General features: G+C 60.6%; 16 protein-coding genes. 8 read left to right on the plus strand and 8 right to left on the minus strand.

Translation table 11 applies throughout. The annotated features are described in order from the left end of the window. Positions 1-4: 4 nt before the first annotated feature. Entirely contained in the window at positions 5-1,318 is a 1,314-nt protein-coding gene (trhP, locus tag JFT66_RS13590) for a prephenate-dependent tRNA uridine(34) hydroxylase TrhP (protein WP_034119017.1), read from the minus strand. Between the two features lie 174 nt (positions 1,319-1,492). Here trhP and JFT66_RS13595 point away from each other — a divergent pair, with 174 nt between their 5' ends. After that, positions 1,493-2,560: an AI-2E family transporter gene (locus JFT66_RS13595; protein WP_034119018.1), complete on the plus strand. Its 1,068-nt coding sequence runs from the start codon at positions 1,493-1,495 to the stop codon at positions 2,558-2,560. Here the strand turns inward: JFT66_RS13595 and JFT66_RS13600 are convergent. The 3 genes from JFT66_RS13600 to JFT66_RS13610 all read right to left on the minus strand — a co-directional run bounded on the left by JFT66_RS13600 (position 2,557) and on the right by JFT66_RS13610 (position 3,629). Next, positions 2,557-2,739, minus strand: a complete 183-nt coding sequence (locus tag JFT66_RS13600) for a hypothetical protein (protein ID WP_034119019.1) — start codon at positions 2,737-2,739, stop codon at positions 2,557-2,559. The genes JFT66_RS13595 and JFT66_RS13600 overlap by 4 nt on opposite strands. Before the next feature lie 91 nt (positions 2,740-2,830). Then, positions 2,831-3,025 (minus strand): hypothetical protein, encoded by a 195-nt coding sequence (locus JFT66_RS13605; protein WP_034119020.1) that lies wholly within the window; start codon positions 3,023-3,025, stop codon positions 2,831-2,833. Positions 3,026-3,254: 229 nt separating this feature from the next. Next, complete coding sequence (locus JFT66_RS13610) at positions 3,255-3,629, minus strand: hypothetical protein (RefSeq protein ID WP_080752958.1); 375 nt, start codon at positions 3,627-3,629, stop codon at positions 3,255-3,257. Positions 3,630-3,786: 157 nt separating this feature from the next. Here JFT66_RS13610 and JFT66_RS13615 point away from each other — a divergent pair, with 157 nt between their 5' ends. Next, the gene (locus JFT66_RS13615) at positions 3,787-4,605 is read left to right on the plus strand and encodes a shikimate 5-dehydrogenase (protein WP_034119021.1); all 819 of its coding nucleotides are present in this window, start codon (positions 3,787-3,789) and stop codon (positions 4,603-4,605) included. 120 nt (positions 4,606-4,725) lie between these two features. Here the strand turns inward: JFT66_RS13615 and JFT66_RS13620 are convergent, their stop codons facing one another. Next, on the minus strand, positions 4,726-5,379 hold the full coding sequence (locus JFT66_RS13620) for a YceH family protein (protein WP_034119022.1): 654 nt from the start codon (positions 5,377-5,379) through the stop codon (positions 4,726-4,728). 116 nt (positions 5,380-5,495) lie between these two features. Between JFT66_RS13620 and JFT66_RS13625 the strand changes: the two genes are divergently transcribed. Continuing rightward, complete coding sequence (locus JFT66_RS13625) at positions 5,496-6,005, plus strand: DUF1993 domain-containing protein (RefSeq protein ID WP_034119023.1); 510 nt, start codon at positions 5,496-5,498, stop codon at positions 6,003-6,005. A 70-nt stretch (positions 6,006-6,075) separates the two neighbouring features. Here the strand turns inward: JFT66_RS13625 and sstT are convergent, their stop codons facing one another. After that, positions 6,076-7,296 (minus strand): serine/threonine transporter SstT, encoded by a 1,221-nt coding sequence (gene sstT, locus JFT66_RS13630; RefSeq protein ID WP_198859422.1) that lies wholly within the window; start codon positions 7,294-7,296, stop codon positions 6,076-6,078. A 241-nt stretch (positions 7,297-7,537) separates the two neighbouring features. Here sstT and JFT66_RS13635 point away from each other — a divergent pair, with 241 nt between their 5' ends. Further along, the gene (locus JFT66_RS13635; RefSeq protein WP_198859423.1) at positions 7,538-8,695 is read left to right on the plus strand and encodes an MFS transporter; all 1,158 of its coding nucleotides are present in this window, start codon (positions 7,538-7,540) and stop codon (positions 8,693-8,695) included. A gap of 4 nt (positions 8,696-8,699) precedes the next feature. Here the strand turns inward: JFT66_RS13635 and nhaR are convergent, their stop codons facing one another. Then, positions 8,700-9,602 carry a transcriptional activator NhaR gene (nhaR, locus tag JFT66_RS13640; protein WP_034119026.1) on the minus strand — a complete coding sequence of 301 codons (903 nt, stop codon included), beginning with the start codon at positions 9,600-9,602 and terminating at the stop codon, positions 8,700-8,702. A gap of 134 nt (positions 9,603-9,736) precedes the next feature. On the opposite strand from nhaR, the gene JFT66_RS13645 reads away from it, so the two are divergent. The 4 genes from JFT66_RS13645 to mnmH all read left to right on the plus strand — a co-directional run bounded on the left by JFT66_RS13645 (position 9,737) and on the right by mnmH (position 12,999). After that, positions 9,737-9,988: a hypothetical protein gene (locus tag JFT66_RS13645; RefSeq protein WP_034119027.1), complete on the plus strand. Its 252-nt coding sequence runs from the start codon at positions 9,737-9,739 to the stop codon at positions 9,986-9,988. A 30-nt stretch (positions 9,989-10,018) separates the two neighbouring features. Next, positions 10,019-10,768, plus strand: coding sequence for a TerC family protein (locus JFT66_RS13650; RefSeq protein WP_034119028.1), 750 nt, complete (start codon positions 10,019-10,021; stop codon positions 10,766-10,768). Between the two features lie 93 nt (positions 10,769-10,861). Beyond that, positions 10,862-11,896 (plus strand): selenide, water dikinase SelD, encoded by a 1,035-nt coding sequence (selD, locus tag JFT66_RS13655; RefSeq protein WP_034119029.1) that lies wholly within the window; start codon positions 10,862-10,864, stop codon positions 11,894-11,896. Next, positions 11,896-12,999 (plus strand): tRNA 2-selenouridine(34) synthase MnmH, encoded by a 1,104-nt coding sequence (gene mnmH / locus JFT66_RS13660; RefSeq protein WP_034119030.1) that lies wholly within the window; start codon positions 11,896-11,898, stop codon positions 12,997-12,999. Before selD ends, mnmH begins: the two co-directional genes overlap by 1 nt. A gap of 38 nt (positions 13,000-13,037) precedes the next feature. Here mnmH and JFT66_RS13665 read toward each other — a convergent pair whose 3' ends face one another. After that, positions 13,038-14,093, minus strand: coding sequence for a permease (locus JFT66_RS13665; protein WP_198859424.1), 1,056 nt, complete (start codon positions 14,091-14,093; stop codon positions 13,038-13,040). Positions 14,094-14,133 lie beyond the last annotated feature (40 nt).

Genomic DNA, 14,133 nt, shown 5'->3' on the forward strand with positions numbered 1-14,133 from the left:
CTTTTTACAGGTCGCGCATCAGCAGGCCAAAGCGCAGGTCCATTTCCGCCGGCAGGGGCACATACACCGTGTGCCCGTCCCCGGGTGCCACCTCAATGGCTTCGTCCTTGGCGTTTTGCAAGGTGGCCAGGTCAAAGTGAAAATTGCCGGCCGGCGTCATCAATTCCAGGTGATCGCCCACGGCAAATCGGTTCTTCACCTTGACCTCGGCCAACTCGCCGCGACGTTCCCCGGTCAGCTCCCCGACAAACTGCTGGCGCTCTGAAACCGAGCTGCCGTTCTGGTAGTTCTGGTATTCGTCGTGCACATGGCGACGCAGGAAGCCCTCGGTGTAGCCGCGTTGGGCCAGGGAGTCGAGGTTGGTCATCAAGCCGCGATCAAAGGCGCGCCCGGCTACCGCATCATCGATGGCCTGGCGATACACCTGGGTGGTGCGTGCGCAGTAGAAGTGGGATTTGGTACGGCCTTCGATCTTCAACGAGTGCACGCCCATATGCGCCAGACGCTCCACATGCTGCACGGCACGCAGGTCCTTGGCGTTCATGATGTAGGTGCCGTGCTCATCTTCGAAGGCGGGCATTGGCTCGTCGGGGCGATTGGCTTCCTGTAGCAGGAACACTTGGTCGGTTGGCGTACCGATCCCCAGCGTCGGCGGGTACTGCTGGACGATATCGCCGGTCGCGTTCTCCACCGCTGGCGTGGCCTGGTACTTCCAGCGGCAAGCGTTGGTGCAGGTGCCCTGGTTGGCGTCGCGCTTGTTCATGTAGCCCGACAGCAGGCAGCGCCCGGAATAGGCCATGCACAAGGCGCCATGGACAAACACCTCCAACTCCATGGCCGGTACTTGCTGGCGGATTTCAGTGATCTCTTCCAGGGACAGCTCTCGCGACAGGATCACCCGGCAAATACCTTGTTGCTGCCAGAACTCCACGCTGGCCCAGTTCACCGTATTGGCCTGCACCGACAGGTGAATCGGCATCTGCGGGAAGTGCCGGCGCACCAGCATGATCAGCCCCGGGTCGGACATGATCAGCGCGTCCGGGCCCATGGCGATCACGGGCGCCAGGTCCTTGAGGAAGGTCTTGAGCTTGGCGTTGTGTGGCGCGATGTTCACTACCACATAGAAACGCTTGCCCTGGGCATGGGCTTCCAGGATGCCGAGGGCGAGGTTGGCGTGGTCAAACTCGTTGTTGCGCACCCGCAGGCTGTAGCGCGGCTGGCCGGCATAGACGGCGTCGGCGCCGTAAGCGAAGGCGTAGCGCATGTTTTTCAGGGTGCCGGCGGGGGCGAGGAGTTCGGGGGCAATTATCGGGAGCATGGGGGTGGGTCGCAAAAAGGCGCGAGGGTAGTGCAGGGGCGGGCGCGGTTCATTGACCCAGGTCTAAACAAGGCGATCTGTGCTTGTTCGATAAACAAGGGCACTCCCTGGTTTCGCCGCGGACTAAGCAACAGGGCCGACACCGGCCCGCTGCTTTTCTGACATGGATCGAACATGAATCAAACCAACCTGCAATTCAAAACCCTGTTGCTGCTGCTGGCTCTGGTGACCATCGCTTTTATCTGGATATTGCTGCCGTTCTACGGCGCGGTGTTCTGGGCGGTGATCCTCGGCATTATCTTTGCGCCCATGCAACGCCGCCTGCAGCAGCGGTTCGGCTGGAACCGCAACCTGACCTCCCTGACCACCTTGATGGTGTGCCTGGTGATTGCGATTCTACCGGTGATCATTACCAGCGCGTTGCTGGTGCAAGAGGGCGCCACGCTCTATAAAAACGTCGAGAGCGGCAAGCTGGACGTGGCCGGCTATATCGAGCAATTCAAGAATTTCCTGCCGCCGTATTTCCAGCACCTGCTCGACCGCTTCGGCATGGGCAATCTGGAAGGGCTGCGCGAGAAAGTGGTCAAGGGCGCGATGCAGGGCAGTCAGTTCTTTGCTTCCCAGGCATTCAGCTTCGGTCAGGGTACATTTGATTTCCTGGTGAGCTTTTTCATCATGCTGTACCTGTTGTTTTTCCTGCTGCGCGACGGCCCGGAATTGGTGCGCAAGGTGCGTACCGCGGTGCCGTTGGCCGAGCCGCAAAAGCGTCGCCTGCAACTCAAGTTCAACCGGGTGGTGCGGGCCACCGTCAAGGGCAACGTGCTGGTGGCCGTGACCCAAGGTGCGCTGGGTGGCTTGATCTTCTGGTTCCTGGATATTCCCAGTGCGTTGCTCTGGGCCGTATTGATGGCGTTCCTGTCCCTGCTGCCCGCGGTGGGGGCTGGGATTGTCTGGGGCCCGGTGGCGGTTTACTTCCTGTTGAGTGGTTCGATCTGGCAAGGCGTGGTCCTGGCGCTTTTCGGTGTGTTCGTGATCGGCCTGGTGGACAACGTGCTGCGCCCGGTCCTGGTGGGCAAGGACACCAAGATGCCGGACTACCTGATCCTGATCTCGACCTTGGGCGGCCTGTCGGTGTTTGGCCTGAACGGCTTTGTCATCGGGCCGCTGGTGGCGGCGTTGTTCATGTCGTGCTGGGCGTTGTTCGTCGAGACCAAGCCGCGGGTCAAATTGCCGTTGCCCTAGGCGTGAAGCCTGAAGTCGCAGACCAGACGGCGCTGTGTTTCGGCATCGGATAATGAGGTGAGCGGGCCGCTGACCGGCTCGCCATCGAGTACTACGTACCAGCAGGCCAGCAAGCCTAACTTGCGCAAAGGCGTGGGAACGGCGCTGCCGATGACAGACATGATTTGAACAGTGGGCATAAGTACCTCCAATCGCTATGGAGGTCACCTTACGGCGCGCTGGTGCCCAGGAAAAATCACCCGGCTCGATAGTCGACATCAACGCCAGGCGTTAATCCACCACTTGATCGAGCATGTGCACCACTTCCTGTTCATTGAGCAGCCCCTTGCGCACCAGGTTTTCTGTTAGCAGCGCCAGGAGTTTTGCACTGCGATGGCCTTCCAGGTGCTTGAGTTCGGTCAGCACGCTGTAGACCTTGCTGGATGTGCAGAGGCCGGCGGTGCGGTGCGGATTTTGTGTGGGCATGGGCAATCGTCCTTAATTGTTATTGGGTGGACTGGGTCGATAGTGAGACTGTTTTATGACGTAACCATGACAGCGTGAGCGTTCGCCGATCAAGAGGATATTGGACCCCTATCATGTGGGATTGCCGCTCGGGCGCTGTCTTCACAGCGACATCGGCAGGATAAATCCGGACGTTGCAGGCAAAAAAAGGCCCCGCGTGTGGGCGAGGCCTGTTCCATTCAAGTCAACCTTACCAGCCGCGACCGTAGTGGCCGTGGGGAGGGCCGTAATAGCCGCGAGGCGGGCCATAATAGCCGCGTGGTGGCCCGTAATAGACCGGTGCCGGGCGGTAATACACCTGCTGTTGCACATACACTGGCGGTGGCGGTGCGTAATAGACCGGCGGCGGAGCGGCATACACGGGCTGCGGCTGGACGTAGACCGGTTGTTGCACATAGACCTCGCGTGGCTGGCTGGCAACCACGGAGCCGACGACGGCTGCGCCGACAAGCGCGCCCAACACGGCTGGGCCACCCCAACCACCACCGTGGGCGGAGGCTTGGCCGGCCATCGCGAGTGCGCCGATCAGCAAGGCGATCCTGGGGATTTTACGAATCATGGTCATTCCTCGGTTAGCCCCTGCGCTTGTGGTCTGCAATCAATAGACTCAAGGATTGTCGCGGGGATACTGCTAAGACAACGTATTGTTCGAAAAACAGCACAGCCAGTAGGTAAAGGTTGTGTAAGGTCTGTACCGATTTGCTTACTTCAAGGAGTTACCCATGCAAATGCACCCCAACAAGGACACCCAGCTGTGCATGTCACTGTCGGCGCGCCCCGGGAACTTTGGCCTGCGTTTTCATAACCATCTGTATGAACAGCTGGGTCTGAATTTCTACTATAAAGCCTTCAGCAGCCAGGATTTACCCGGCGCGATAGGTGGTATTCGCGCCTTGGGCGTGCGTGGTTGCGGAGTTTCCATGCCGTTCAAGGAGGCCGCCATTGCCTTAGTGGACGAACTCGACGATTCGGTTCAAGCCATTGACTCGCTGAACACCATCGTCAACACCAATGGGCATCTCAAGGCCTACAACACTGACTACATCGCCATCGAGCAACTGCTGAAAAAGCATGCCGTGCCGAAAGACTCGACATTCGCCCTGCGCGGTAGCGGCGGTATGGCCAAGGCGGTCGCCAGTGCCTTGCGTGATGGCGGTTATGCCAATGGCGTGATCGTGGCGCGAAATGAAGCCGCGGGCCAGGCATTGGCCCGGAACCTGGGGTATGAGTGGCAAGCGGACCTGGGCGACCTGCGCCCGCAGATGCTGATCAACGTGACGCCCATCGGCATGACCGGCGGGGCCGAGGCGGATGCGTTGGCGTTCGAGGCGGATGCCGTGGATACCGCGCAGACTGTCTTCGATGTAGTGGCGATCCCGGCTGAAACACCCCTGATCGTGCGTGGCCGTGCCAAGGGCAAGCGGGTGATTACCGGGCTGGAGGTCATTGCGATCCAGGCGCTGGAGCAGTTTGTGTTGTACACCGGTGTGCGCCCGACACAGGAGCAGTTCCAGGCGGCGGTAGCTTTTGCCCGAAGCTAAAGGCTTGCGCACATACCATTGTGGGAGCGGGCTTGCTCGCGAATGCAGTGTGTCAGTCAATGGATTCTTAACTGATGCACCGCATTCGCGAGCAGGCCCGCTCCCACAGTTTTGTCCGTGTCAGGCCTGTTCCAGCTGCACCAGCCGTTCTTCCAGCGCCGCGATCCGGGCTTCCAGCTCTTCAATCCGCTCCAGCGAAACCCCACTGGCGGCCCCACGTTCTACTGGGCTTCCCCGTGCCGCGACAATCGTTTCAATATCCGCCGGATCCCCCAACGCATGGGTATAGCGGTCTTCCCGCTGCCCTGCCTGACGCGGCACCAACAACGCCAGCCCCCGTGCAATCAGGCGTTCCAGCTGATGCACGACCTGCTCGGCATCTTCGAAATCATGCATCCGCCCGCTGCGGGTCAGCAGCTCGTTGACTGTTTGCGGCCCACGCAGGAACAGCAGCCCGATCAAAATCACCTGGGCGGGTACCAGCTCCAGGGCCTTGTCCACCCGCTGTTCCCAGCGGTCGGCGCGGCTGCCCATCACCAGCCGGGTATAACCTTGGCCCTCCAGGGCGCGCAGGCTCTGGCCGACCTGGCCTTGGGTGAGGTTCATCACCGGTTCACGGCTGGTCTTCTGGTTGCAGGCCAGCACCAGGGCGTTGAGGGTCAGGGGGTAGGTTTCCGGATGGGTCGCCTGTTTTTCGATCAGGCAGCCCAGGATGCGAATTTCCGTGCTGTTCAGGCGCGGCTCAGGGGTGTCGGTGTCGTGCTCGGCGGTCATCGCGCTTTCCCTATGCAGTGAACGCTCTAGCCTAAGCTGGAAAAAATAAAAGACAAGCAGCGGGCATGTCTATAATCGCGGTTGGTTCCAACCCTGCCATAACCGATGAGACTGTCATGACCATTTCCCTGTACGCCGCTTCTATCCCAGTCTTCAAGCAAATGCTCACCGCCCTGAGCGGTGTGTTGACCAAAGCCGAAGCCCACGCCACTGCCAAGAACATCGAGCCGAATGCCTTGCTGCAAGCACGCCTGTTCCCTGACATGTTCCAACTGGTGCGCCAGGTGCAGATCGCCGTCGACTTCGCCAAAGGCGTTTCCGCCCGTCTGGCCGAGGTCGAAGTACCGAAATATGAAGACAGCGAAGTCACTTTCGCCGACCTGCAAGCGCTGATCGCCAAGGTCCTGGCGTTCGTCGACACCATCAAGCCTGAGCAGATCGACGGCAAGGAAGGCATCGAGATCGTCACCCGCCCGGGCACTCCGAAAGAGAAGCGCTTCAGCGGCCAGTCCTATCTGTTGACCTACGGCCTGCCGCAGTTTTTCTTCCACGTCACCACCGCTTACGCCCTGCTGCGTCATAACGGTGTGGAAGTGGGCAAGCGCGATTACATGGGCGCGTTCTAATCTAAGCAGCCATAAAAAAGCCCGGGAGCGTTCTTCCACGAACCGTCCCGGGCTTTTTCATGCCTGGCGTTTAAGCCGGCTGTTCTTCCTTGCCCAAACACGCCGCAGCCGTAAACAGCACATCGGTGGACGAATTGAGCGCGGTTTCCGCCGAATCCTGCAGCACGCCGATGATGAAACCGACGGCCACTACCTGCATGGCGATTTCACTTGGAATGCCAAACAGGCTGCACGCCAGCGGGATCAGCAGCAGCGAACCACCCGCCACCCCCGACGCACCACAGGCACACACCGCTGCGACCACGCTGAGCAGCACGGCGGTAGGCAGGTCCACGGCGATCCCGAGGGTGTGCACGGCCGCCAGGGTCAGCACGGTGATGGTGATTGCGGCACCGGCCATGTTGATCGTGGCACCGAGTGGGATCGACACCGAGTAGGTGTCTTCATGCAAGCCCAGGCGCTTGCTCAGCGCCAGGTTGACCGGAATGTTCGCCGCCGAACTGCGGGTGAAAAACGCGGTGATACCGCTTTCACGCAGGCACATCAGCACCAGCGGGTACGGGTTGCGGCGCAGTTTCCAGAACACGATGGCGGGGTTGATTACCAGCGCCACGAACAGCATGCAGCCGATCAGTACTACCAGCAGATGGGCATAGCCGAGCAGGGCGCCGAAGCCCGAGGTGGCCAGGGTCGAGGCCACCAGGCCGAAGATACCCAGCGGGGCGAAGCGGATCACCACGCGTACGATCAGAGTCACGCCGTTGGACAGGTCGTCCAATACCGTCCGCGTGGTTTCGCCGGCATGGCGAATGGCGATGCCCATGCCGATGGCCCATGCCAGGATGCCGATGAAGTTGGCGTTCATCAGCGCGCTGACCGGGTTATCCACCACGCTGAGCAGCAGGCTTTGCAACACTTCGCCGATGCCGCCGGGAGCGCTCACCGTGGCGTCATGGGTGGCCAGTACCAGGGAGGAGGGGAACAACGTACTGGCAACCACTGCAACCACGGCAGCAGCAAAGGTGCCGAGCAGGTACAGGAACAGGATTGGACGGATATGGGTTTCCTGACCATGTTTATGGTTGGCAATCGAGGCCATTACCAGCACAAACACCAGGATCGGCGCGACGGCCTTCAGCGCCGTGACAAACACCTTGCCGATAAAACCGGTAGCGCGGGCGGCCTCGGGGAACAGCAAGGCCAGCACGATACCGGCGATCAGGCCGATGACAATTTGGGTGACCAGGCTGACGCGCATTAAACGTTGCAACAGGGAAGGGGCAGCAGTCATAAACAGTTGTCTCTAGTTTTTTTAGTAGGACACAGCATTGCAGGCAGGAAGTACTGTAGGAAGTAGGTGCAAAGTCTAACATGCTGTAGGACACGTCCCGTTCACTGCGGCATTCCGTCACCTGCGCCTGTCGAGCTTGGCCAAACACGGACATATCCTGTTAAGATTCACCCCTCTCATCTTTCCTCTCCGTCAGCGGGCCCTTCGGGCTGTCGTTGATGTCGTCGTTTCTGGAGTTTCCATGTTGTTCCCTATCCTGCTGCTGTCGGCTGCCGGTTTTACCGTGCTGACCACAGAATTCGTCATCGTTGGCCTGTTGCCGTCGATCGCCCGGGACCTGAATGTCAGTGTGTCCCAGGCCGGGCTGCTGGTGACGCTGTTCGCGTTTACCGTGGCGGCGTTCGGCCCTTTCCTGACCGCGTACTGCGCGCGGTTCCAGCGCAAGCGCCTGTTCATAAGCATTCTGATCATGTTCGCGGCGGCCAATACCGTGGCAGCATTGGCGCCCAATATCTGGGTGATGTCCCTGGCCCGCTTGATCCCCGCGCTGGGGTTGCCAGTGTTCTGGGCCTTGGCCAGCGAAACGGCGGTGGACATTGTCGGCCCGGAATTCGCCGGGCGTGCAATTGAAAAAATCGGCTTCGGCATCGTCTGCGCCACAGTGTTCGGCATTCCAGTGGGCACGCTGATTTCCGACATGTTCGGCTGGCGCACCGCGTTTGCCGTGCTCGCGGTGATTGCCCTGGCCAAGGCGTTGCTGCTGTTTATCTATTTACCGGTCACCCAGGCGAAGAACGAGCAGGTCACCCTACGCTCACAGTTCAAGATCCTGCGCAGCCCGTTGATGCAGGGGCATATTCTGTTGTCGATCCTGGTGTTCAGCGGCATGTTCACCGCCTATACCTACCTGGCGGACATCCTTGAACGCCTGGCCGGGTTCGACGGCACGCTGGTGGGCTGGTGCCTGATGGGCTTTGGCGCGGTCGGGCTGATCGGCAACTCCCTGGGCGGGCGCGCCGTGGATCGCCACCCGCTGATCGCCTCCATGGTGTTCTGCGCGTTCATGGTAGCGGGCATGGTGGCAGTGGTGCCGGCGATTCACTCGACCATCGGCCTGGCCGCGGCGATGGCGGTGTGGGGCGTGACCCAGGCGGCGATGTTCCTGGTCAGCCACGTGCGGCTGATGAAGGCGGCGCCCCATGCGCCGGCGTTTGCCGCATCGCTGAATATCGCCGGGGCCAACCTGGGCATCGGCCTGGGCGCGATGGTCGGCGGGCATGTCATCGACACGTTGGGGTTGGGCAGCCTGGGGTTTGCTGCCTCGGGATTTATCCTGGTGTCGATCCTGCTCGCACTATGGCTGATGACTGCCAAGCAGCCGGTGGCCTCCAGCGCCTGAGCGATCAGGGCAGGGCGGTAAACAGCTCCCGTCGTGCACCTTCGGTAATCGCCACGATACCGGGGTGTTTGACCTTGCGCTCCACCGAGATCGCATAAAACGACTCGGTCACCGCATCGGTCTGGCCAATCAGCGCGACGCCGTATTGGCGTACCACTTCGTCGGCGATCACGCTAGGGGCGATAAAGATCCCGCTGCCGGATTGGCCGAATGCCTGCATCAGCGCACTGTCGTCGAACTCACCGATGATCCGGGGCTGAATCTGCTGTTCGGCAAACCAGCGCTGCAAACGACTGCGCACCACCGTCTCCGCTCCAGGAATCAGTAGCGGCGCGCCCTGCAAACACTGTGGGAAATCACCACCATACTGGTCAGCCAAGGCCTGGGTGGCGAAAAAACTGATGCCGCATTCCCCCAACTTCTGGCTGTAGCCCTTGATGTCCAGATGTGTGGGCATGGGGCTGTCGGAAATCACCAGGTCCAGGCGCTGGATCGCCAGGTCGGCCAATAATCGCTCGAGTTTGTCTTCACGGCAGGTGATACGGATCGGTTCGCTCAGCTCCATGGTCGGTGCGATCAACCGATAGACAATGGACTTGGGCACCACATCCGCCACCCCGACCCGGAACGGAATCTGTTGCTCATCGGGCTGGGCGCGCAGCATCGCCTCCAGTTCATTGCCTGTCTGGAACATCTGTTCGGCGTAGGGCAGGGCCTGACGGCCAGCCTCCGTGAGTTCAAGCTGGCGCCCTACACGCTGAAACAAGGCAATGCCGAAGGTTTGCTCCAACAGGCTGATCTGCCCGCTGATGGTCTGGGGCGTAAGGTTCAACTGCTCGCATGCACGCACAATGCTGCCGGTCTTGGCCACCACCCAGAAGTAATGCAGTTGCCGATAATTGAGCATGACGGTCTACACTTCGTGAAAACCGAAGTATACGCGAGAAAAATACGAATTTTCCTGAACTGTTCGCGTGCATAGAATGCCTCGCTATCGAGGGGCCACTACTTGGACCCAATGGTTCTAACGAGGAATACAGCATGAAACTCAATTCCCTGGGCGCGGCGTCGTTGCTTGCGCTTTCATTGGTAATGATCAGTGGCTGTGATCAGGTCGAGAAAAGCGCGCAACAGGTGTTGGGCAAGGCCACCGAATCGGCCAAGCAGGCCATCGATGACACTCACAAGGCCGCCGAGCAGGCATTGAGCGAAGCAACCCAGGGCTTGATCAGCCCTGAGAAGCAGGAAAAAGACGCCGAAAACGGCGCTGAATCCGACACTAAAGAAACCTAATTCCCAGCACTACCACGTCAGGACTGACCTATGGATTACCTTTTACAACTGGCCGCCAGCCCCACAGCCTGGGTTGCCCTGGCTACCTTGATCGTCATGGAAATCGTGCTGGGCATCGATAACCTGATCTTTATCTCGATCCTCACCAACAAATTGCCCGAGAAGCACCGGGCCAAGGCGCGGCGCATCGGCATCAGCATGGCGTTGATCCTGCGCCTGGGCCTGTTGAGCACCATCGCGTTCATCGTGCAACTGACGGCGCCAGTGTTTGAAGTGTTCGGCCAGGCGTTTTCGTGGAAAGACATGATCCTGATCGCCGGTGGCCTGTTCCTGGTATGGAAGGCAACCACCGAGATCCATCACAGCATGGACCCGGAACCCGAAGAGAAGGCAACCGTCAGCAACGGCGTGACCATCGGCTTTGCCGCGGCGATCGGCCAGATCCTGATGCTCGACCTGGTGTTCTCCATCGACAGCATCATCACCGCCGTGGGCATGACCGAGCATTTGCCGATCATGATCATCGCCGTGGTGGTCTCGGTAATCGTGATGCTGGTGGCGGCCGAACCGTTGGCCAAGTTCATCAACAACAACCCGACCGTGGTGATGCTGGCCCTGGGCTTCTTGATTATGATCGGCATGACGCTGATCGCCGAAGGCTTCGGTGCCCACGTGCCTAAAGGCTATGTGTATGCGGCCATGGCGTTCTCGGCAGCGATCGAGTGCTTGAACATTGCCCGCCGTAACCGGCATGCGCGTTTGCTCGCGGCTCGCCAGTAACCGCTGAACAAACAGGCCGGCTGTGCTCATAAGAGCCCAGCCGGCCTTTTGCTGTCTGCTAGAATCGGCCCACTTGATAGCTTGAGGTCCCCCATGAACGAGCCGATTCGCCTTACCCAGTACAGCCATGGTGCGGGTTGCGGCTGCAAGATTTCGCCCCAGGTACTGGAAGTGATTCTTGCTGGCAGCGGCGCACAGAACCTCGACCCCAACCTGTGGGTGGGCAACGCCTCGCGCGATGATGCGGCGGTATACGCCATCGACGACGAGCGCGGCGTGGTGTCCACCACCGACTTTTTCATGCCGATTGTCGACGATCCCTTCGACTTTGGCCGCATCGCCGCTACCAATGCCATCAGCGACATCTATGCCATGGGCGGCGACCCATTGATGGCCATCGCCATTCTCGGCTGGCCGGTCAATGTGCTGGCGCCGGAGATTGCCCGCGAAGTGATCCGCGGTGGTCGTGCCGTGTGCGACGCTGCCGGCATTCCGTTGGCGGGCGGGCATTCCATCGACGCACCGGAGCCGATATTCGGCTTGGCCGTGACCGGTATCGTGCAAAAGCGCCATATGAAACGTAACGACACGGCTACCGTCGGCTGCCGCCTGTACCTGACCAAGCCCCTGGGCATCGGCATCCTCACCACTGCTGAAAAGAAGGGCAAACTGCGCGAGGCCGATATCGGCCTGGCCCGTGACTGGATGTGTACCCTCAACAAGCCCGGAAGCCGTTTCGGTAAGTTGGCCGGGGTGACGGCCATGACCGACGTCACCGGTTTCGGCCTACTTGGCCACTTGGTGGAAATGGCCGACGGCAGTGGCCTGACGGCTCGCATCGAATACGCCAAAGTCCCACGCCTGCCGGGGGTCGAGTACTACCTGGACCAAGGCTGCGTGCCCGGTGGCACTTTGCGTAACTTCGACAGCTACGCCAGTAAGCTGGGGCGCGTGCAGGAGTTGCACAAACGTGTGCTGTGCGACCCACAGACCAGCGGTGGCCTGCTGATCGCTGTCACCCCGGAAGGCGACGCCGAGTTCCACGCGGTGGCCGCTGAACTGGGCCTGGCCCTTGAGCCTATCGGTGAACTGCTCGAGCGACAGACCACCGCGGTAGAGGTGGTTTGATGGCGACTGACATCACCGATTACCGCGACATCTTCCTCAACGACCGGCCGATGATGGATACCCGCGCGCCGGTCGAGTTCAACAAGGGCGCGTTCCCTGGGGTGCTCAACCTGCCGTTGATGACCGACGATGAACGCCAGCGGGTTGGCACTTGTTACAAGCAGCAGGGCCAGCAAGCGGCGATCGTGCTGGGGCATGAGTTGGTGTCCGGGGCGATCAAGGCCGAGCGTATCGCGCAGTGGGCGCAATTTGCCCAGGCCCATCCTGACGGCTACCTGTACTGCTTTCGCGGCGGGCTGCGTTCGCAGATCGTGCAGCAATGGTTGAAAACCGAAGCGGGTATTGAGTATCCCCGCGTCGGCGGTGGCTACAAGGCCATGCGTAGTTTTTTGCTGGACACCCTGGAGCAGGCGACCGCCCAGTGTGATTTCCTGCTGCTCGGCGGCATGACCGGCACCGGCAAAACCGAAGTACTCGGCCAACTGTGTAATGCCCTGGACCTGGAAGGTCACGCCAACCATCGCGGCTCCAGCTTCGGTAAACGTGCTACGACACAACCGTCGAATATCGACTTCGAGAACTGCTTGGCGGTGGACGTGCTAAAGAAACGTGCAGGCGGCATCGAGCAGTTTGTGGTCGAGGATGAGAGCCGCATGATCGGCAGTTGTGCGCTGCCCTTGTCGTTGCACACGGGGATGCAGACGTTCCCGATGGTGTGGCTGGAAGACAATGTCCAAGGCCGCGTTGAGCGCATCTTGCGTGATTACGTGGTGGACCTGTGCGCCGAGTTCATTGAAGTGTTTGGTGAAACCGGCCAGGCGTTGTTCGCCGAGCGCTTGACCCAGAGTCTGGTCAATATTCACAAGCGCCTTGGCGGTGAGCGCTTCCAACGGTTGCAGGCGCTCTTGCAAGAGGCCCTGGCGGAACAGGCGCGCAGCGGCGCGGTGGATTTGCATCGGGTGTGGATTGAAGGGTTGTTGCGCGAGTACTACGACCCGATGTACGCGTTCCAGCGTGAAAAGAAAGGCGCGCGTATCGAGTTTGCCGGCGAGCAGGCTGCGGTAGTGGAGTATTTGCGCGAGCGGGTGGCACGGGTGGGGTGACCTATCGGGCCTCATCGCAGGCAAGCCTCACGCTACCACTAAAGAATTACTGCCCCGATCAACCCACACACCACCCCCACCAGCATGGTCAGCCCGGCCACCGTCACCAGCACCCGCGCATCGAAATCCTTGCGCAGCATCAACAGCGACGGCAGGCTCACGCTCGGCAGGGTCATCAGCAAGGCCACGGCCGGGCCGTTGCCCATGCCCAGGGTCATCATGGTTTGTACGATGGGAATCTCTGCTGCCGTAGGAATCACGAACAGCGTGCCGACAATCGCCAGTGGCACCAGCCATACAAGGCTGTTGGTCATCGCTCCGTCCACATGGGGGAACAGCCACACCCGCGCCGCGCCGAGGATCAGCACCGCCAGGATATACACCGGGATGGTGCTCCAGAACAGCTGCCACAGGGTGCGCAGCCAGCGCCCCAGGAACGGTTGCGACTCCACGGTGCTGACGTTGGCGACGGCCTCCAGCGCCGCTTCCGGCACTTTGTCCGGGCGCGCAATCCGCTGCGCCACCAGAGACACCCCCACCACCAGCACAATCCCCGCCACCAGCCGTAGCGCAGTGAAGTCCCAGCCCAATACAAAGCCCATGAACACCAGGGTGGCCGGGTTCAACACCGGGTTGGCAATCCAGAACGCCAGCGCTGCGCCTACCGACACCTGTTGGCGCCGCATGCCTGCCGCCACAGGGGCTGCACAGCAACTGCACATCATCCCCGGCAAGGCGAACAACCCGCCGCGCAGGGTCGAGCCCAGCCCGGCGCGGCCAAACAGGCGCAGCAGCCAGTCGCGGGGGATCAGCACTTGCAGCAATGAACCCAGGATCACCGCCAGCACCGCGGCTTTCCAGATCGCCAGGAAATACACCTGGGCATAGGCAAGCGCCGCCGCGAGGGGCGAGCTTCGCTGGTCATTGAGAATCGAGGCGCCGATGCTGTGGCTGTCCGCCGCTACAAACGCCTTGAAGTAGTAGGGCGACCATTTCACATAGTAGAGGCCGATGCAGGCCACCAGGAGGAACAGCGCTGGTTTCCACCAGAACGACCAGCCCCGGCGGGGCTGGGTGGAAGCGAGGTTGGGCATGAAGATGATCCGCAGGTGAGTCGATAGCCGCGCATCATAC

The sequence above is a fragment of the Pseudomonas sp. MF6755 genome, assembly GCF_016405635.1.
Taxonomy (GTDB): domain Bacteria; phylum Pseudomonadota; class Gammaproteobacteria; order Pseudomonadales; family Pseudomonadaceae; genus Aquipseudomonas; species Aquipseudomonas haemolytica.